The 20,470-nt window shown below is 41.8% G+C and carries 17 protein-coding genes; 9 read left to right on the plus strand and 8 right to left on the minus strand.

Annotated features, from left to right (window positions below):
• Positions 1–14 precede the first annotated feature (14 nt).
• Positions 15–3,524: an efflux RND transporter permease subunit gene (locus tag EW142_RS11910; RefSeq protein ID WP_130614123.1), complete on the plus strand. Its 3,510-nt coding sequence runs from the start codon at positions 15–17 to the stop codon at positions 3,522–3,524.
• Positions 3,525–3,590: 66 nt separating this feature from the next.
• Here EW142_RS11910 and EW142_RS11915 read toward each other — a convergent pair whose 3' ends face one another.
• Entirely contained in the window at positions 3,591–3,938 is a 348-nt protein-coding gene (locus EW142_RS11915; protein WP_130614125.1) for a toxin-antitoxin system YwqK family antitoxin, read from the minus strand.
• 386 nt (positions 3,939–4,324) lie between these two features.
• On the opposite strand from EW142_RS11915, the gene aspS reads away from it, so the two are divergent.
• The 4 genes from aspS (at position 4,325) to EW142_RS11935 (ending at position 8,455) form a co-directional block, all read left to right on the plus strand.
• On the plus strand, positions 4,325–6,073 hold the full coding sequence (gene aspS / locus EW142_RS11920) for an aspartate--tRNA ligase (protein ID WP_130614126.1): 1,749 nt from the start codon (positions 4,325–4,327) through the stop codon (positions 6,071–6,073).
• Positions 6,074–6,134: 61 nt separating this feature from the next.
• Complete coding sequence (locus EW142_RS11925) at positions 6,135–7,919, plus strand: chloride channel protein (protein ID WP_130614128.1); 1,785 nt, start codon at positions 6,135–6,137, stop codon at positions 7,917–7,919.
• Entirely contained in the window at positions 7,916–8,179 is a 264-nt protein-coding gene (locus EW142_RS11930; RefSeq protein WP_130614130.1) for a hypothetical protein, read from the plus strand. Before EW142_RS11925 ends, EW142_RS11930 begins: the two co-directional genes overlap by 4 nt.
• An 81-nt stretch (positions 8,180–8,260) precedes the next feature.
• Positions 8,261–8,455 carry a cold-shock protein gene (locus tag EW142_RS11935; RefSeq protein ID WP_130614132.1) on the plus strand — a complete coding sequence of 65 codons (195 nt, stop codon included), beginning with the start codon at positions 8,261–8,263 and terminating at the stop codon, positions 8,453–8,455.
• A gap of 72 nt (positions 8,456–8,527) precedes the next feature.
• Here EW142_RS11935 and EW142_RS11940 read toward each other — a convergent pair whose 3' ends face one another.
• Positions 8,528–8,977, minus strand: coding sequence for a nucleoside deaminase (locus tag EW142_RS11940; RefSeq protein WP_130615700.1), 450 nt, complete (start codon positions 8,975–8,977; stop codon positions 8,528–8,530).
• An 82-nt stretch (positions 8,978–9,059) separates the two neighbouring features.
• On the opposite strand from EW142_RS11940, the gene dxs reads away from it, so the two are divergent.
• Entirely contained in the window at positions 9,060–10,826 is a 1,767-nt protein-coding gene (dxs, locus tag EW142_RS11945) for a 1-deoxy-D-xylulose-5-phosphate synthase (RefSeq protein WP_130614134.1), read from the plus strand.
• The gene (locus tag EW142_RS11950) at positions 10,826–11,884 is read left to right on the plus strand and encodes a DUF3078 domain-containing protein (RefSeq protein WP_130615702.1); all 1,059 of its coding nucleotides are present in this window, start codon (positions 10,826–10,828) and stop codon (positions 11,882–11,884) included. Before dxs ends, EW142_RS11950 begins: the two co-directional genes overlap by 1 nt.
• Here EW142_RS11950 and dgt read toward each other — a convergent pair.
• Positions 11,881–13,239 carry a dGTP triphosphohydrolase gene (gene dgt, locus EW142_RS11955; protein WP_130614136.1) on the minus strand — a complete coding sequence of 453 codons (1,359 nt, stop codon included), beginning with the start codon at positions 13,237–13,239 and terminating at the stop codon, positions 11,881–11,883. The two genes, EW142_RS11950 and dgt, sit on opposite strands and share 4 nt — an antisense overlap.
• A 150-nt stretch (positions 13,240–13,389) precedes the next feature.
• On the opposite strand from dgt, the gene EW142_RS11960 reads away from it, so the two are divergent.
• Together EW142_RS11960 and EW142_RS11965 are read left to right on the plus strand one after the other, a co-directional pair.
• Positions 13,390–15,675: an inorganic phosphate transporter gene (locus tag EW142_RS11960; protein WP_130614138.1), complete on the plus strand. Its 2,286-nt coding sequence runs from the start codon at positions 13,390–13,392 to the stop codon at positions 15,673–15,675.
• Positions 15,662–16,399, plus strand: a complete 738-nt coding sequence (locus EW142_RS11965) for a DUF6503 family protein (RefSeq protein ID WP_165395272.1) — start codon at positions 15,662–15,664, stop codon at positions 16,397–16,399. Before EW142_RS11960 ends, EW142_RS11965 begins: the two co-directional genes overlap by 14 nt.
• 5 nt (positions 16,400–16,404) lie before the next feature.
• Here EW142_RS11965 and nadD read toward each other — a convergent pair whose 3' ends face one another.
• From nadD to EW142_RS11990, 5 genes are all read right to left on the minus strand, one after another.
• The gene (gene nadD, locus EW142_RS11970; RefSeq protein ID WP_130614140.1) at positions 16,405–16,989 is read right to left on the minus strand and encodes a nicotinate (nicotinamide) nucleotide adenylyltransferase; all 585 of its coding nucleotides are present in this window, start codon (positions 16,987–16,989) and stop codon (positions 16,405–16,407) included.
• A 3-nt stretch (positions 16,990–16,992) separates the two neighbouring features.
• Entirely contained in the window at positions 16,993–17,592 is a 600-nt protein-coding gene (gene gmk, locus EW142_RS11975; RefSeq protein ID WP_130614142.1) for a guanylate kinase, read from the minus strand.
• Positions 17,589–18,446, minus strand: a complete 858-nt coding sequence (locus tag EW142_RS11980) for a YicC/YloC family endoribonuclease (RefSeq protein ID WP_130614143.1) — start codon at positions 18,444–18,446, stop codon at positions 17,589–17,591. Before EW142_RS11980 ends, gmk begins: the two co-directional genes overlap by 4 nt.
• A gap of 76 nt (positions 18,447–18,522) precedes the next feature.
• Entirely contained in the window at positions 18,523–19,281 is a 759-nt protein-coding gene (locus EW142_RS11985; protein ID WP_130614145.1) for a 3-keto-disaccharide hydrolase, read from the minus strand.
• A gap of 24 nt (positions 19,282–19,305) precedes the next feature.
• Entirely contained in the window at positions 19,306–20,358 is a 1,053-nt protein-coding gene (locus EW142_RS11990) for a sugar phosphate isomerase/epimerase family protein (RefSeq protein ID WP_130614147.1), read from the minus strand.
• Between the last annotated feature and the right edge of the window lie 112 nt (positions 20,359–20,470).

The raw sequence follows: 20,470 nt of genomic DNA on the forward strand, positions 1-20,470 counted from the left end.
ATACCACAATCATCATGGAAAAGCAAAAGAAAAAAGTAGATAAAGAATTTAGGCTGTCCTCTTGGGCTATCGACAACAAAACGACCATGTATGTTTTGATCGCGGTAATCCTATTCTTGGGTGCATCGGCCTATTTCAGTATGCCCAGGGAAAACTTCCCTGAAATCAAGGAGACCAAAATTTACATCAGCTCGCTCTATCCCGGAAATACTGCGGAAGATATCGAGAAGCTCATTACCGACCCTTTGGAAGATGAGCTAAAAACGGTGAGCAACGTTATTGAAATTACATCGACATCCCAAGAGGATTACTCTATGATCATTGTGGAATTCGATGAAAATATTAGTGTTGAGGCTGCCAAACAAAAGGTGAAAGATGAGGTGGATTCTCAAACCGCTGGAGAGGACTGGCCAACTTTTAACAATGCGAAAGTTGAACCCAATGTATTTGATCTAAGTATGTCGGAAGAAATTCCCATCCTGAATATTAATATTTCAGGGGATTATCCGGTAGACAAACTCAAAGAATATGGGGAATATTTGGAAGACGAGATTGAAAGCTTACAAGAAATAAAGCAAGTAGATATTCGTGGTGCACAAGAAAAGGAAGTTGAAGTAGCCGTTGATATTTACAAAATGATGGCCGCTCAAGTCAGTTTTGACGATGTCATCAATACCATCAGCCGTGAAAACATGACCACCTCCGCAGGAAATTTGATTACCAGTGGTCAGCGTAGAACTATTCGTATTGTTGGTGAAATCGATGAGCCTAGTGAGTTGGAAAACTTTGTGGTGAAATCGGAAAATAACAACCCCATTTATTTGAAGGACATTGCAGAAGTTTCGTTCAAGGAAGAGGATAAAACCACCTATGCCCGAGAATTTGGACACCCTGTTGTAATGCTGGATGTAAAGAAACGTGCCGGAAAAAACATGGTGGCCGCGGCTGAGCAGATTCAGGTCATGGTTGAAGACGCAAGGAACAATGTATTCCCACAAGATCTTCAGGTGAGCATCGCAAACGACCAATCGTCCAAGACTATTGGTCAGGTAGATGATTTGGTAAACAACATCATCTTTGGAATCATTTTGGTGGTCACCGTATTGATGTTCTTTTTAGGATTCAAAAATGCACTATTTGTTGGGTTCGCGATTCCGATGTCCATGTTCATGTCGCTTATGATATTGAACACCTTGGGCTATACGATGAACACCATGATCCTATTTGGACTGATTATGGGATTGGGGATGTTGGTCGATAACGGTATCGTGGTTGTCGAAAATGTTTATCGCCTTATTGATAAGGAAGGGATGTCCCGAATAGAGGCCGCCAAAAAAGGGATTGGGGAGATTGCGTTCCCCATTATTATCTCAACGCTTACCACGGTTGCCGCTTTTGTACCCCTTGGTTTATGGCCCGGAGTGATGGGGCAGTTTATGATCTATTTCCCCGTAACCCTATCGGTGGTATTGGGCTCTTCACTATTTGTGGCCATCTTTTTCAACTCCGTGCTGGTTTCAAGGTACATGACCACTGAGGACAAGGAAATGCCTTTAAAGCAAATTATTCGAACTACCTCCATAGTTTCGGCTATAGGAATTTTGATTATCATTTTTGGAGGTGAATATAGAGCATTGGGAACCTTGATGGTGGTAACCTCCATTTTGTTATGGGGATATCGACTATTCTTGAGGGGATGGGCCAATGGATTCCAAAACAAAATTCTCCCAAGATGGGAAAAGTTTTATGAGCGTACCTTGCGTGTTGCTTTGAACGGAAGAAAACCAATCTTCATTGCAATTGGCACCTTTGTATTGTTGTTTATTGCATTTATGGGCTTTGGGGCTTCAGTGGGAAGTCAACGTACTAAAGTTGAATTCTTCCCCGATAACACCCCGAACCAGATTATTGTATATATCGAATACCCCGAAGGAACGGATATCGAAAAAACAAATCAAATTACCAACGATGTTGAAAGGCGGGTGTACGAAATCATTAATGAAGATGCTTATCTGCATGGGGACTACAACTTTTTAACGGAAAGTGCGGTCTCGCAGGTTGGTGAAGGAGCAGGTAATCCCCAGACTGATGGTGGCTCCGCGGCTGAAATGCCACATCGAGGAAAGATTACAGCTACCATGCGGGAATACAAGTTTAGGGAAGGGGCCGATAGTAACGACTTGCTCAAAAAAGTTCAGGAAGCCCTTAAAGATGTATACCCCGGTGTAGCGATTTCTGTTGAAAAAGATGCTGTTGGACCCCCCGCGGGATATCCTATCAACATCGAGTTGGAAGGGGACGATTATTCAGAGTTGATCGCATCAGCCGAAAAAATGCGGAACTATATCAATTCCAAGAACATTCCTGGTATTGATGAGCTCAAAATTGATGTGAACAAATCCAAACCTTCTATGGTGGTTGAAGTTGACCGCAAAAAAGCAGGTGAACTGGGTGTTGCCACCGGACAGGTAGGTCAGCAACTGCGAAATTCCATCTTCGGAGCAAAGGCAGGAATCTACAAAGAGGATGGCGAGGACTACGACATCTACGTTCGTTTTAATGAAGAGAACCGATATAATACCAGTGCCATTTTCAATCAGAAAATTACGTTTAGGGATCAATCTTCTGGTCAAATCAAGGAGGTGCCGGTTTCTGCGGTGGCAAATCAGGTAAACAGTTCTGGGTTTAGTGCCATTAAGCATCGAGATGTAAGAAGGGTGGTGACCGTTTATTCGGCCTTGGCACCTGGGTTTACCGATGCAGGAGCCATTGTCAGCAAAGTTCAGGATGAAATGCAAAGCTTTAACGAACTGCCGCCGAATATCAAAATTGATTACACGGGTCAAATTGAAGAACAGAACAAGCAAATGGCCTTTTTGATGGGAGCCTTCTTTACGGGATTAGGTCTGATTTTCTTCATCTTGATTTTCCAGTTCAATTCGGTTTCAAAACCGGGAATTATTATGTTGGCCATCTTCTTGAGTTTGATTGGCGTTTTCGGAGGAATTGTGGCCACAGGAAGCGCTTTTGTTATCATGATGACCATGATGGGTATTATTTCCCTGGCCGGAATTGTGGTGAACAATGGGGTGGTGCTTTTGGACTATACCCAATTGCTCATCGACCGTAAAAAAGTGGAATTGGAGTTGGATGATGACGAGCTTTTGAATCAAGAAGACTTTCTTGAAGCTGTGGTTAAAGGTGGAAAGGCAAGGCTAAGACCCGTTCTTTTAACTGCCATTACCACAATTTTGGGACTTATTCCGCTAGCAACCGGGTTCAACATCAATTTCTTTACCCTGTTCAGTGAGTTCAATCCGAATATTTATTTTGGTGGGGACAATGTAATTTTCTGGGGACCTTTGGCATGGACCGTAATTTATGGATTATTGGTGGCTACCTTCCTAACGTTGATTGTTGTTCCTATTCTTTTCAGCTTGGTGTATCGCGTAAAAGTGAGAATGAAAAAGAACCGCGTACGAAAAGAAGTGACCAAAAAAGAGGTTTTGGATATAGCAGCTTAAGTAAACTTAAAGCATAAAAAAAGCCGCGGCGAATTCGCCGCGGCTTTTTTGTACACCAATTTTTTATCAGTCTACGGAAACAATTTCCGAATTGTTCCAGTTTTTCACATTCACAATACGATTATCTGCATAATCTACTTCTTTCAAAACTTCTTTTTCCCAGAAGAACCATTTACCAGATTTTTTGCCTTCATCATATTTACCTGAAGCGATTTTTCTTCCATCTTGATTATACATGAACCATTGTCCATGTAATTTTCCTTTTAACATATACCCTACTTGGGCAATGTTGCCATTTTCGTGAAAATATGTAGCTTTTACCATTTTCCCCACTTTTTCCAAAGTCGGTTCAGTACCTTGTGAATACATATAAACCGAAAACACCATCGCTAAAAAAAATACTGCTTTCTTCATAATATATATGGGTTTTTTAAATTCGTTTCTTTACTATAACATTACAAATGTACCATTTATTTTACGTAAAATAAATATTTGCCTAACTATTTATTTACATTAAATTAACTTTAATTGTTTAATAGTTTAATAATCAGGTATTTAAGTTTCAACACTTTTGAAGGTTTCTTAAACAAATCCAGCTTTATACCGAAGTTTCCTGTCTATTATCTAACGTTAATTCTTAATGTAAATTTTGTGTAAACCTTAAGTTTCTATAATGTTACCCTAAATTTCCTTATTTCTTTTATCACCTAATTTGCATAATTATACTACTAGCAAGAAACTCTTTATATCTTGCCCGTAATCTTGACTTTACTTTTAAATTTGCGCCTCACAATTAAGTTATGTACAGAAATGTTACTTGTGGTGCTTTGCGCTCCACCGATATTCAAAAAGAAGTTATACTCAGTGGTTGGGTCCATAAAGTAAGGGACAAGGGTTTTGTGATCTGGGTAGATCTTCGAGATCGGTATGGCATCACCCAACTTGTTTTTGATGAGGAACGTTCAGATAAAAGCTTATTGGAAAAAGCCAAAGAACTGGGGCGTGAAACCGTTGTTCAAATTGAGGGGACAGTCATTGAAAGAGCTTCCAAAAATCCGAACATCCCTACAGGCGATGTAGAGGTTTTGGTGTCTTCCCTCCAAATTTTGAATCCTTCTGCCCTGCCTCCATTTACCATTGAAGATGATACCGATGGTGGCGATGATCTGCGGATGAAATACAGATATCTAGACATTCGAAGAAATCCCGTTAAGAACAACCTCATCTTTCGCCATAAAGTGACCATGGAGGTTCGTAAGTATCTTTCAGACCAAGGATTTATTGAGGTTGAAACTCCTTACTTAATAAAGTCCACCCCCGAAGGAGCCCGTGACTTCTTGGTGCCCAGTCGCATGAATGAGGGTCAATTTTATGCACTTCCCCAATCTCCCCAAACCTTTAAACAATTATTGATGGTGGGAGGAATGGATAAGTATTTTCAGATTGTCAAATGCTTCAGGGATGAAGATTTACGCGCTGACCGTCAACCCGAATTCACGCAAATCGATTGTGAAATGGCCTTTGTAGAACAAGAAGATATACTAAATACCTTCGAGGGTCTGACCAAGTACTTGCTGAAGCAAATCCATAATATTGATTCGGGAGATTTTCCTCGGATTACCTATGATGAGGCTATGCGGACTTACGGTAATGACAAGCCCGACATTCGTTTCGGAATGAAGTTTGGGGAGTTGAATGACCTCGCCCAACATAAAGAGTTCAGCGTATTCAATTCGGCAGAACTGATCGTGGGGATTGCTGTTCCCGGAGCGGCTTCCTACACCCGAAAGGAAATTGACAAACTCATTGACTGGGTGAAACGACCGCAAGTGGGCGCCAAAGGAATGGTATATGTCAAGTACAACGAGGATGGCACCTTTAAATCCTCTGTAGATAAATTTTATGACACTTCAGACTTTGCCCAATGGGCGGAACGCACCCAAGCCAAGCCTGGCGATTTAATTTGTGTTCTCTCTGGAAATGGAAACGAGACCCGGTCTCAATTAAGTGCATTGCGTATGGAAATGGCGGAACGTCTAGGCCTTAGAAAGCCTGACGAATTTGCTCCGCTTTGGGTTGTGGATTTTCCGTTATTGGAACTTGATGAGGAAACAGGAAACTATCATGCCATGCACCATCCTTTCACATCTCCAAAACCTGGACAAATGGAGTTGTTGGAATCCGACCCTGGAGCAGTTCGGGCCAATGCTTACGATTTGGTTTTGAATGGCAACGAAATTGGAGGTGGATCTATCAGAATTCATGATAAGGACATTCAAGCGACCATGTTCAAACACTTGGGCTTTACCCCAGAAGAAGCTAGAGCACAGTTTGGCTTTTTGATGGATGCCTTTCAATACGGCGCGCCTCCCCATGGAGGTATTGCCTTCGGGTTAGACCGTTTAGTCGCCATTTTAGGCGGACAGGAAACCATTCGCGATTTTATCGCTTTCCCAAAAAACAATAGTGGGCGCGACGTTATGATCGATGCTCCGGCCACTATTGATGAAGAGCAACTGAAAGAGCTTCATTTGAAGCTCGATCTTTAAGAAAGTACAAATCCCGCTTTACCGCGGGATTTTTTAATACTTTTAAACATAGCATACCTCGATGCGGAGCAAAACCAAGCGACTTTTGACAAAGTTCCTTAAATGGAGATACAGAAATATCTCCAACAAGACCTTTGTGCATATCATGAGCTTATTGGTTGGCTTTGCCGCTGGATTGGTGGCCGTGACCCTGAAAAACCTCACCTATCTCATCCAATCTGTTTTAAAGGCTGGTATCATCTTTTCAGAGAACCAGCTCTATTTCATTTTGCCCATTGTTGGACTGGCCTTGGTGTTTCTTTATGTAAAGTTTGTACATAAAAAGCCACTTCAGCACGCTGTATCGTCCATAATTTTTTCCTTATCCAAAAAAAGAGGGCTGCTTTCCATCAAAGACATGTACACCCCGCTTATCGCCGCACCCTTGACAGTTGGTTTTGGTGGATCCGTCGGTTTGTTGGGCCCTGCGGTTCAATCTGGCGCCGCAGTAAGCTCGAATCTCAGCAAGTTGTTCCATATTGATGCAAAAACGCGTTCCTTGCTAGTGGCTTGTGCCTCCTCAGGAGCTATTGCATCCATTTTTCAATCTCCCATTGCAGCAGTGATTTTTGCCATGGAAGTATTTACCCTGGATATGACCATGTCCTCTCTTCTTCCCTTGTTGTTGGCATCAATTTCAGGGGTTCTTACCTCCTATTTCTTTTTGGGCAATGAGGTTCTCTTTAGTTTTTCACTAAGCGAAGGTTTTCAACTTAAAGACACTTTATTTTATATCATTTTGGGATTGGGAACCGCCGTGGCCTCCATCTATTTTACCAAAATGTACTTCCGAATTCTACAGTGGTTTAAGCCCTTTAAAAGTCCAAAATACCGACTGCTGATTGGGGGAATAGCCATTGGAATTATGCTATATGCCATTCCCCCATTGTACGGGGAGGGTTTTGGTTTCATCAACAATTTATTGGATGGTAACCATATTGCGGCACTCGGCAAAACCCCATTTGATGCCTACACCGAGAATATTTGGGTGGTTATTGCCCTATTGTTTGGCATAACCCTATTTAAGGCCATCGCCATGACCACGACCTTTGCCGCTGGTGGGGCCGGGGGAGTTTTCATTCCCACCTTGGTCATGGGGAGCGCCCTAGGTAATGTAATGGCCAAAATCATTAATAATATCGGACTTGGTTTTCAGGTATCTGAGAGTAATTTTACCCTAATCGGTATGGCTGGGCTTATAGCAGGGGTTATTCATGCTCCACTCACGGCCATATTCTTGATCGCTGAAATCACAGGTGGTTATCAACTTTTTGTTCCTTTGATGATTACTGCGTCCATATCCTATTTGGTGACCAAAAATGCCCTCGATTATACTATCTACACTAAGGAATTGGCCAAAATTGGAGCGCTTTTAAGCCATAATAAAGATCAAATGGTGCTCAATCTTATGGAAATGGACGATGTCATTGAAAAGAATTTCAAAGCGGTCCATCCCGAAATGTCTCTAGGCGAAATGCTTCACGAATCTGTTTCGAAATCAAAAAGAAATCTTTTCCCTGTTTTAGACCAAGAAAAGAAGCTCATAGGAATCATAGTTTTGGATGACATCAGGGAATTTATGTTTCAGACGGAGCTCTATGACACCGTTTTCGTAAAAGACCTAATGCACGCACCCCCAGAGCATATTTTTCAGAATACTGATAACATGAAAGCGGTTATGAAGAAATTTCAAGATAGTGGAGCCTGGAATCTGCCCGTAATTAAAGACGGAAAATATGTAGGTTTCATTTCCAAATCAAAACTTTTGACGGCCTATCGCAGAAAACTCATTAACTTCTCTCCATGAAATTGAAGTTCAAACATCTTGTTGTATTTGTTGTATTGGCTTCCTTTGCCTCCATCATCTATGGATTCACCATTAAAGATGAAACCCCTAGTGCGGCCCATAAATTTATAGGTTTTGGCACCATTGGACTCTTTTTGGTGGCGATGCCCCTTTTTCTTGTCAAAGAAAGTAGAGGAAAAAAAATGAAAGATTATATGTTGACCCACGAGAACATTAAAAAAATGCAGGAAAGGGAGTCCAAAAAGAAGGATGAGCAGTAATTTTCCAAAGATTTAAAATAGAATCGTTAAAAGTCAAAACAGAAAAATTTAACTTAGCAATTCAATACATATTTTTTTTTAATGACTGGTACAGTAAAATTCTTTAATGAATCCAAAGGTTTTGGATTTATTACGAACGACGAAACAGGTAGAGACATCTTTGTTCATGTCACAGCACTGAACGGAGTAGAGCTCAAAGATGGAGACAAGGTAGAATATTCAGAAGAAGAAGGAAGAAAAGGTGTGGTTGCCGCACAAGTGCAGGTAATCGGATAACAATATTTTATTTTGAATTGAATTTAAAAACCCCGACTTAAGTTGGGGTTTTTTGTTCTTGGTGCTGTCTAATTAATTCAAGTTCCTTCGTTGTATGAAAAACCGCTTGAGCATTTCTGAAGCCTCATTTTCAAGCACTCCCCCATGTATTTCGGTTTTGGGATGAAGCTGGGTCCCCATCACATTAAAACCACGTTCTAAATCCGCTGCGCCATAGACCACTCTCGAAATTTGGCTCCAATACAGTGCACCGGCACACATTTGGCAAGGTTCCAAGGTTACATAAAGGGTACAGCCATGCAAGTATTTTCCCCCTAAAAAATTAGAGGCCGCCGTTATGGCCTGCATCTCGGCATGGGCTGTAACGTCCATTAATCGCTCCGTTAAATTATGCGCCCTGCCAATAATCCGGTTTTTGACAACCACAACAGCGCCCACAGGGACTTCCCCACTTTCGAAAGCGAGTTCTGCTTCTTGAAGCGCTTTTTTCATAAAATAGGTATCGTCGAAAGGATTCTCCAAAACTGCCAATGCTATTTTTTCTGGGAGCTAATCTAAAACAAAACATTTTTATATAGAATAGGTATTTTTGTTCTTTAACCCATTGGAAAAGCTGTTACCACATATAAACTCCCCAAAAGACCTCAAAAAGCTGAGCAAAGAACAGCTTCCGCAACTTGCTCAGGAGTTAAGGGATTTCATTATTCACATCGTAGCAACAAAGGAGGGCCATTTAGGAGCAAGTCTGGGAGTGGTGGAGCTGACCATAGCCCTGCACTACGTTTTTGACACCCCGAACGACAAACTTATCTGGGATGTAGGACATCAGGCCTATGGCCACAAAATACTCACTGGGAGAAAAGAAATATTCGATACGAACCGTCAGCTTGGCGGCATAAGCGGTTTTCCCAAAAGAAGCGAAAGCGAATACGACGACTTTGGTACGGGTCATAGTTCAACGGCTATTTCGGCCATATTGGGTATGGCTCTTGCATCCAAACTTCAAGGAGAAACCTCAAAACAGCATGTGGCCGTGGTGGGAGATGCATCCATTGCCTGCGGAATGGCTTTTGAAGGTTTGAATCATTTAGGCGTTACCGATGTCAATGCATTGATTGTGCTTAACGACAATGCCATTGGTATCGACCCCAGCGTGGGGGCCTTAAAAAAATACCTGACCAACGTTAAAAAAGGTGCGGCCAAAGATGAAAACATTTTTGAATGCTTGAATCTGAACTATTCCGGGCCTATTGACGGTCATAATCTCAATGCACTTATTTTAGAGCTTCAACGCTTGAAAAGCGTTGCGGGACCAAAACTTCTCCATATCATAACCAAAAAAGGAAAAGGACTCCAACAGGCAGAGGAAAATCAAGTGGTGTATCATGCCCCTGGAAAGTTCGACGCCTCTACCGGTGAACGATTGAAAAAAAATGACAACGGCATCCCTCCCAAGTACCAGGATGTTTTTGGTCATACCTTGGTAGAGCTAGCAAGTCAAAATGAAAAAATCGTTGGAATTACTCCGGCCATGCCCACGGGCAGCTCCCTAAAGTTTATGATGGAGAAAATACCGGAAAGGGCATTTGATGTGGGCATTGCCGAACAACACGCCGTTACCTTGGCGGCAGGAATGGCCACCCAAGGGCTTGTGCCATTTTGCAACATATACTCTACTTTTTTGCAAAGGGCCTACGATCAGGTCATACATGATGTGGCTCTTCAGAACCTGCCGGTAGTTTTCTGTCTTGATCGGGCTGGACTTGTGGGGCAGGATGGGCCAACCCACCATGGGGTTTTCGACTTCGCCTATTTGCGATGCATTCCTAACCTGACCATATTTGCCCCGATGAATGAGACGGAGCTAAGAAATATGATGTACACTGCGCAAAAGGGCTTGGAAAGCCCCATTGCCATTCGTTATCCACGAGGTCGAGGAGTCATGTTAAACTGGCAAGCGCCGTTTAAAACTATTGAAATTGGAAGAGCGAAGTGCTTGCAAGAAGGAAGCAAATTGGCCATTTTGTCCATTGGACATATTGGAAACACCGTCTCCAGAGTTCTTAAGGAATTGAATCAACCTAGGAGTGTGGGGCATTACGATATGCGTTTTGTAAAGCCTTTGGATAAGAAATTATTGCGGCAAATCTTTAAAAAGTACGATAGCATTCTGACTATTGAGGATGGATGTAAAAAAGGCGGTTTTGGTACGGCGATATTGGAATTTGCTAATGAAGAAAAAGTGTCCCTTCCTATCGCTATTTTCGGAATTCCAGATAATTTTGTTGAGCATGGTACCGTGAAGGAAACCCATTTAATGGCCGGAATTGATAGCACCTCACTGAAAACCTACATAAATTCAATGCTGTGATGCGTTTACAACTTTCAATTGTTGTATTTATTTGTTCCCTTGTATCATTGACTGCTCAAGTAAACACCTTGAGGGTTTTTGAAAGGGATAGTACCGAACCCGGTTTTCAAGCGGTTCGCATCAAAGATGTAAAACTTCTCTATGTTCCCCGAAGTGCAAAATTGACCAATTCCAGGACCCTACTGAACCGCACCAAACCCTTATTAAAAAAATACAAGCGTTTTGTTGCCCAATCTTTCTGGACCAAAACCCATGAGTTTGGTTTGAACATCAATGAAGTTGCTTTTGTGAATTGGAATGCCGGGGGTGACAATTCGGTTTCAGCCTTGGCCAATATGAGATTTGAACGCAATTATAAGTTCAGGTATTTGAACTGGGACAACGAACTTAGGCTGAGATACGGACTCAACGCACAAGAGGGAAGAGCTTTGCGAAAAACAGATGATCAAATACGCCTTACCTCCACCTTTGGCTTCAGAAAAGATACCATCACCAATTGGTATTACTCGGTAAAAATGAATTTCAATACCCAGTTTTCCAATGGTTTCAAATATCCTGACAGATCCAATCCAATATCCCGATTTATGTCCCCGGGCTATCTTTTTTTAGGTGCGGGAACCTCATACATATTGACAGAAGATAAGTTCAATCTGTACATCTCACCCATCACTATGAAAGCCACTTTTGTACTCGATGAGGCCCTCTCTAATCAAGGAGCTTTTGGAGTGGAAGAAGGTGAACAGGTTTTTATGGAGCTTGGTTTTTTGGTGACCCATACTTGGGAAAAAGAGGTAATCAAAAATGTGCTGATGAATCACCGAATAAGCCTTTACACTGACTATCTGAGGAGTTTCGGAAACATAGATGTCGATTGGGAGGTCAACTTTAATTTAAAGGTAAACAAGTATATCAATGCCAATATTGGCACTCACCTCATCTTCGATGATGATATTAAATTCGACGAGGAAATTGCCGAGGACGGCACGGTCATCAATCCCGGTGAGCCAAGAATTCAATTTAAACAGTTGTTGGGAATTGGGATGACCTATTCCTTCTAGATCTGCCTTCCCGCTATCTTATTGTGCAAATGAACCGCTGCACTATCAGAAAGGCTGGCGACAAAACAGCTTAGGTTCAAAAAGGTTTTATAAAGCGATTTTTCGCTGTTTTGAAAACTTTCAGGTAGGCTTTTGATTAGTAAGGCGTCATAGTTTGAAGCCGTTCCTTTCATCTTGTGTACCAAAGCCTGGGAATAAATTTCCAAAAGATCATTTATAATTTTATAGCCGGCTAACTCTTTATCCAAAACTTCGGCGGATTGGTAGATTTTTTTAATGCTTAGCTGGATGATGTCATCGATTTGTGCCTTGTAATTTCCTTTATCCAATAAAGAGGTCGCAAAAGTTCCGTCCAGAATTTCTTTTTCATACTGTTTAAAGACGGACACGGCGTCTGAAATAAGCGTGCTTATCGCCAAGGCCCGTAAATAGCTCAATCGGTCACTTGAATTGGTCAGGGTATTATACTTTTTGGTGCTAATCTTATCCTTGACAAGCTTGATCAAATACTCCAAGGCATAATCTTCCGGAATCAGTCCTAAGTTGATACCATCCTCAAAATCAATAATGGTGTAGCAAATATCATCTGCAGCTTCAACCAAATAGGTCAACGGATGTCTGAAAAAACCTATTTCGGGATTGTTCGGATTACTGGCAAGTCCCAATTCAGTGACAACATCCAGAAATGAATCCTTGTCCGACTGGAAAAAACCAAATTTCTTATCCACTATGTGTTTAGAAGGCTTTTTGGGAAGCGAGCCTTTCGGGTATTTCATAAAAGCCCCCAAGGTGGCGTAACTTAAACGCAGACCTCCAGAAACCCCCTCCCTCGATTCCGTCAGTAATTTGAAACCATTGGCATTACCTTCGAAATCGACTAAATCTTGAAACTCTTCATCCGTAAGTTGTTCTCGATATTTTGCTCCACTGCCGCGTTCAAAATAACTACCGATGGCCTTCTCGCCACTATGGCCAAAAGGAGGATTTCCAATATCATGGGCCAGGGCCGCCGCGGCCACAATAGCTCCGAAATCATTGAAATGATAACCATGGACATCCTTGAGATGAGGGTGTTTTTCTAGAATCCCTTTACCTGCAACTCTTCCAAGGCTTCTGCCCACTACGGAAACTTCAAGGCTATGCGTCAATCGCGTGTGTACAAACTCTTTTTTGGCCCCAACGCTGATGGGCATGGGAACTACTTGGGTTTTATCTTGAAGACTTCTAAACGGTGAGGAAAAAATAACCCGGTCGTAATCCACTTCGAAACCCAATCGTGTTTCGTCCTGTTCCTTTCTTAGTCTCTTATAGGTATCTCCATGTCGTTTCAATGAGAGTAAACGCTCCCATTCCATAGGCTAGCTTGTTTTCCGCTAAGATATGTCAAATGCCAAATCTTCGCTTTAATCTTTCAAAAGAAATGGGCCAAGAGCACTATATTTCGTAACATTTTATTAACCTTGATGCAAATTTATAATGGCATTTTTGCCATATTTTAATTTTGAATGGGCGAGAACATCTACATTTTCATGGTTGTTGCACTGGGTATCTTGGCAATAACCGATTTAGTGGTTGGCGTAAGTAATGATGCGGTTAATTTTTTAAATTCTGCCATTGGTTCTAAAGCCATATCGTTCCGTACCATAATGATTGTAGCCAGTGTTGGAATCGCTTTTGGTGCCATTTCTTCGAGTGGTATGATGGAAGTTGCCCGGAAAGGAATTTTCAATCCCGGCGAATTTGTTTTCGCAGAGATCATGTTCATTTTTATGGCGGTCATGATCACGGATATCCTGCTGTTGGATTTCTTCAATACTTTGGGAATGCCAACCTCCACAACAGTATCAATCGTGTTTGAACTTCTTGGAGCTTCGGTGGCCATTTCACTGGTAAAAATCTACAATACCGATGGTGGCTTTTCCGATTTGGGTGCTTACATCAATACCGATAAAGCCGGCCAAATTATTTTTGGCATCTTGCTCTCTGTCTTCATTGCCTTTACGATAGGGGCCATAGTTCAATATGTATCGCGACTGTTAATTTCATTCGATTATAAAAGTAAATCCAAGTGGGTTGAATCCATTTTTGGTGGGATTGCCACAACGGCCATTGTATATTTCATTTTGGTCAAAGGTCTTAAAAGTACTGACTTGTTCAATGGAACCCTTACCGAGTTTGTGGCGACCCAAACCGAGCTGTTCACGCTGTTAAATTTTGTTTTTTGGACCCTGTTTTCTTGGATACTGGCCAACTTCTTCAACCGTAATATTTATCGATTGGTCATTGCATTTGGCACGTTCGCCCTGGCCATGGCTTTCGCCGGAAACGACTTGGTGAATTTTATTGGTGTACCAATTGCTGCCTTGCAGTCTTTTCAAGATTGGCAGGCTTCTGGTATAGCACCATCTGATTTTGATATGAGCGGATTATCAGCTGCTGTGCGCACTCCAACCCTTCTTCTCTTATTTTCTGGTGGTATTATGGTCATAACACTTTGGTTCTCATCCAAAGCAAAGAGTGTGGTCAAAACTAGTGTAGATTTATCACGACAAGATGAGGGTGAAGAACGTTTTCAACCCAATTATCTTTCCAGGCAAATTGTGAAATTTAGCATTGTGGCCTTCGAAAATTTGTCAAAGGTCATTCCACCATCCATCAAAAGAAGTGCCGATAAACAGTTTACCGTTCCCTATGTATACGTTCCCAAAAGCAAAGTGCAAGATATGCCTGCTTTTGATATGGTGCGAGCCTCGGTAAACCTTATGGTAGCCAGCGTATTGATTTCTATAGCCACCTCTATGAAATTACCACTGTCCACCACCTATGTTACTTTCATGGTGGCGATGGGAACTTCCTTGGCCGATAGGGCATGGGGTGCTGAAAGTGCCGTCTACCGTGTAGCTGGGGTATTGAATGTTATTGGCGGGTGGTTCTTTACTGCGTTCTGCGCGTTTACCGCGGCCGCCATCATTGCTTACTTGTTGCATCTTGGTAAGTTCATAGCGCTTCTGTTACTTTTGGTAGCCGCTGCCACAATTTTATTGCGTAACTACATGTCCCACAACAAAAAGAGCAAGGTTATAAAAGCAGAAGACAGTCTTAGAAGGGCAGAAAGCAGCTCCATTCAAGGGGTCATCGAGGAAAGCGCGGACAACATCGGAAATATGATCAAAAGAAGCAATCGTATTTATACGAACTCCGTCAACGGTTTGGCCCGACATGATATTGAAATGCTCAAAAAGAACCGTAAGGGGGTTGGAAAAATGTCCAGTGAAATTGAAGATTTAAAAAATAACGTCTTCTATTTTATTAAAAACTTGGACGAGTCGAGTGTTGGAGGGGCCAGTAATTTTTACATCAATCTTCTTGGGCTTTTGCAAGACATTTCCCAGTCCTTGGAATATATTTCCACTTTGGCCCACAAGCATGTTCACAACAATCACAAAAAACTGAAGTATACCCAAATCAAAGAGTTGAAAGAACTGGATATCACTTTGGATGATTTGTTTAGCAATACCCAAAACATATTCCAAACCAGAAATTTTGAAAGGATAGAGTCGATTTTGACCCAAAGGGACAATCTCTTTACCATGGTCTCAGATAAGATTGAAAAGCAAGTAGCACGCACCCGAACAGAGGAATCAAGTCCAAAAAACACAACCCTCTATTTTTCGTTGCTTACGGAAAGTAAGGATTTGATAAAATCCACTTTGAAGCTTTTGGAGCTCTATTATACCGAACATGATAGCACCATTGAGCCGGCAAAAATTGAAAAACATGCACAGGAATAAAAGAGTTTATTTTCAGTCTTGCCTACCTTTTCTCCTAGTCATTTTTTTGACCGCCCAAAACGCCATAGCCCAAAAAGAGCTAAGTGCAAACGAACTTTTGAATAGATCGATTTCTTTTCATGACCCGAACGGAGCATGGAGCGCATTTAATGATACGCTTGAAATAGAGTTGACCATACCAAATTCAAGTAAGCGACATAGTAGTGTATACATTAACATTCCTGAAGAGCATTTCACTTTGGAAGTGAAAAAAGACAGTGATGCCTATGTCTATGAATTGGATAAGGGTACCTGTAAAATCCTGTTCAACGGATCCACAGAAATCTCTGAGGAAGATAAGAAGACTCATCGCCTGAGTTGCGAAAGAGGGAATATGATGAAGGATTATTACACCTACCTCTACGGTCTTCCCATGAAACTCAAGGACCCAGGTGCCATTCTGAGTCCTGAGGTATCAAAAAGAGTTTTCCAAGGCAAGGAATACCTTGTTTTAAAGGTCTCATATCAAGAAGAGGTGGGCTCTGATGTTTGGTACTTCTACTTTGATCCTAAAAGTTATGCCATGGAAGTATATCAATTTTACCATGATGAGGCCAAAAATGACGGAGAGTATATTCTTCTTACCGATTTGGTGGAAATTGGGGGCATTAAAATGCCCAAAACCCGCAAATGGTATTATAACTCCGATCAAAAGTATCTAGGAACAGACAAATTGGTAAACTAGACTTCTTACCGATAAAAGTTCATCTCATCCATATACTTCCAAACTCGCTCAGGAAGCATGGGCCTCACGTTTTTTCCCAAATGGTGTTGCTTGCGGATAAAGGTTGAAGAAATCTCCATGCTAGGCGCGTCCACATGATGGATTTTTGGATGGTTCTTAAACTGATGTTCCAAATCCCCATTTGATATTCTCGGGTAAACATAAATAGAATAGTTTTCCAAAATAGCTTCATAGTTTTTCCATTTATGGAAACCTTTCAAATTGTCTTCCCCCATAATCAATGAAAACTTATGCTCGTACCGATATTTTTCATCTAAATGGGCTAATGTATGTATCGTGTAATTGGGTTGCTGGAGATTGAATTCAATCTTGCTAGGTTTTAATTTGGGGTAGTCGTGAACCGCCTCAAAAACCATCTGGTAACGGTGATGATTATCCAAAAGTGATTGCTTGGTTTTGAACGGACTTTGCGGAGTGATCACAAACCAAACCTCATCAAGTTCGGAAAACTCCACCATATGGTTTGCAATGACCAGATGACCAATATGAATGGGGTTGAAAGTGCCAAAATATAGCCCGGTCTTTTTCATTCATTACTCCTCTTCCGATTTTGCAATTTCGGCTCCAACAAATTCAGCCACCAATTGATGGGATTCTTTCAAAGCGATATCCAAATCGTAGTTCTTGATAATCTTGTCGAACTGGGGAGCTGTGGCCAACTCCACAGAAGCTTTTGCCACCCTCATGTTGATTTTGTCTTCACTTTCGGTGCTCCTTTTTTTGAGTCGGATTTTTAGTTCGTCGACACTGGGAGGTTTAACAAATACGGCCAAGGTCTGCTCAGGAAATTTCTTTTTGATTCGAAGGCCACCGACCACGTCAATATCAAAAATTACATTTTTGCCCTCACTCCAAAGTCGTTCAACCTCACTCTTCAAAGTTCCGTAAAAATTGTCGCGATATACCTCTTCCCACTCTATAAAATCATCTTTTTTGATGTGCTTTTTAAATTCGGATATCGACATAAAATAATAATTGACCCCTTCCTTTTCTTTTCCCCTTCTAGGCCGTGAGGTCGCAGAAACCGAAAAAGCCAAATTGAGCTCCGGTTGATCCAACAAGTAGCGAACAATCGTGGTTTTACCACTTCCGGAAGGAGCCGAAAAAATAATAAGCTTCCCTCCTCTGCTCATAACACATTCAACATTTGTTCTTTGATCTTTTCCAACTCGTCCTTCATCTGAACCACCACTTGTTGCATGGGAGCATAATTTGCCTTGGAACCGATGGTATTGATCTCCCGACCAATTTCTTGGCTTATAAAACCCAATTTCTTTCCGTTGGAATCATTGGAATGTAGCGTAGTTTCAAAGTAATTTAAGTGGTTGGCCAAACGTACTTTTTCTTCGGTGATATCGTACTTTTCCAAATAATAAATAAGTTCTTGTTCAAAACGGTTGGCATCAACTTCCACTTTCAATTCTGAAACTGCTTTTTCCAAACGTTCTCGAATGGTATCAATGCGCTCAACATCCAACAATTTTACTTTTTCCAATAGGTCATCCAAAGCTTTTAAACGCATTTCAAAATCCTTTTCAAGAACCCGGCCCTCCGCTTCTCGGAAATTGGTGATTTCCACCAAAGCTTCTTGCATAGCCTTTTTGATAGCGTCGTATTCGGCCTTGTCAATATCGTTTTTGTCACTCTTCAGGGTGTCCGGCATACGCAAGGCCAGTTCCATTAGCTTTAGAGAATCTCCATCCACGATTTGAGACAGTTGCTCCATATACTTCTTCACTACACCATGATTCACCTCCGATGTGGTTTCCTCACCAGTGATTTCAACATAAAGCCCTAGATCAACTTTCCCTCTCACCAAACCATCGGCGATCATCTTTCGAAGCTCCAATTCCTTCTCCCGATAAGCTTGGGGAATTCGAGCATTGATGTCGAGATTTTTGCTGTTGAGTGATTTTATTTCGACGGTAATCTTTTTGGAAGGAAGTTGCACTACGTGCTTTCCAAAACCGGTCATGGATTGAATCATGCGGAATACTAAATTTTAACAAAGGTAACCAAATTAGCCTATGCCCTTATCGCATAAGCCACTTAAGGAAAGGGTGCTAATCCAGTTCCCTGACCCAAATATTGCGATAACTCACCCTGCTGTTATCCCTATGGTCTTGTAACTCTAAGGGTGCTTTCCCATGGGGTTCGTATTTGGGCCAACCGATGTACTCCGAAGGGCCTTCAATCTCAAAATGGTCTTGAATCAAAACCCCGTTGTGCAAAACGGTAATGGTGGCCGGCTCTTCAAGGTTTCCTCCTTTACTAAATTTCGGAGCATGGAAAATGATATCATAGCTGTTCCATTCCCCCGAAGGCACGGAGGCCATAGCCATCGGAACCGATTGTTTGTACAAAGACCCGACCTGCCCGTTCACGTAGGTAGAATTATTGTTGTTGTCCAAAACCTGAATTTCATAGCGCTTTTGCATAAATACACCACTATTGGCCCTACTCTGCCCTTCTCCTTGGGTTTCGGCTGGAGAGCTCCATTCAATATGAAGTTGAAAACTGCCAAAATTGCGTTTGGTCTGAATGTTTCCTGTTTTGTCCTTAACGGTCATACTACCATCTTTATTCAAGTGCCATTTCACAGCTGTACTGTCACCACTGCTTATCCATTCATCAAAATCGGACCCGTCAAAAAGCACCAGGGCATCACTGGGAGGTGCCCCATTTTTCCCTGGCACCACCTTGGGCGGAACAGGTTTATATGTTTCAGTGGCTTCCGGTTTGGTGGGTTCTCCTTCTTGTGCAAATACACTTGAGGAAAAAACGAGTAGAAAGATCAAAAGAGTTGATTTGTAAAGTTTCATTGTAGTTTTTGATTAGGTTGTCTATTATATTCCCAAAATGCGTTTCAATTTGTCTTTGTCCAAATCCCCGCCAGCAAAATCATCAAAGGTCTTGGTCGTTGCCTCAATGATATGATCTTGAATGAACTTGGCCCCTTCCCTCGCCCCTTGCTCGGGACTTTTTATGCAACACTCCCATTCCATGACCGCCCAAACATCGCATCCGTATTGGGTAAGTTTTGAAAAAATGGTTTTAAAGTCAATTTGGCCATCACCCAAGGAACGATACCTTCCAGCACGATCGCCCCAATCATTATAACCTCCAAAAGCCCCTTTTTTCCCTGTGGGATTGAATTCAGAATCCTTCACATGAAACGACTTGATGAATTCGTGGTAATGGTCGATATACGTGATATAATCCAATTGCTGTAGTACAAAATGGCTGGGGTCGTACAGAATATTGACCCTTTTGTGGTTACCGGTTGCCTCTAAAAATCGTTCGAAGGTGTCACCATCATGAAGATCTTCTCCGGGATGGATTTCATAACAAACATCAACACCTTCTTTATCAAAATGATCTAGTATGGGCAGCCAACGATTGGCCAATTCCTCAAACCCCATTTCTACCAATCCCGGGGGTCGTTGTGGCCAGGGATGAGCCGTATGCCATAGCAGTGCCCCAGAAAACGTCGCATGCGCCTTGATTCCCAAACGTCGGCTGGCCGTTGCCGCTTTCTTGACCGTTTCTATGGCCCATTGGGTTCGCTCTTTGGGTTTGCCCTTAAGGGCATCCGGTGCAAAATTGTCAAACATGATATCATATGCTGGGTGTACCGCAACCAATTGTCCTTGTAAATGGGTAGACAATTCGGTGATCTCCAACCCGTAGGAATTGATTTTCCCTTTGAGTTCATCACAGTAATCCTGACTTTCGGCCGCTTTGTCCAAGTCAATTAAAAAAGATTCCCAAGTAGGAATTTGGATTCCCTTATAGCCTAAACTTGAAGCCCATTGGCAAAGACCTTCGAGTGAATTGAAAGGAGGTTCGCTATCTACAAATTGCGCTAAAAAAACGGCTGGCCCTTTTATTGTTTTCATGGTATTGGCTTTTAAGAATTAGTAAATCCCCAACATTTTAGGATTTATCCCCTATATTTAAAAAATAATGTGAGCGTATTGCTGACTTCTTTATGAGGGGTCATAAATATAG

This window comes from Flagellimonas allohymeniacidonis (genome assembly GCF_004296335.1).
GTDB classification, from domain to species: Bacteria; Bacteroidota; Bacteroidia; order Flavobacteriales; family Flavobacteriaceae; genus Flagellimonas; species Flagellimonas allohymeniacidonis.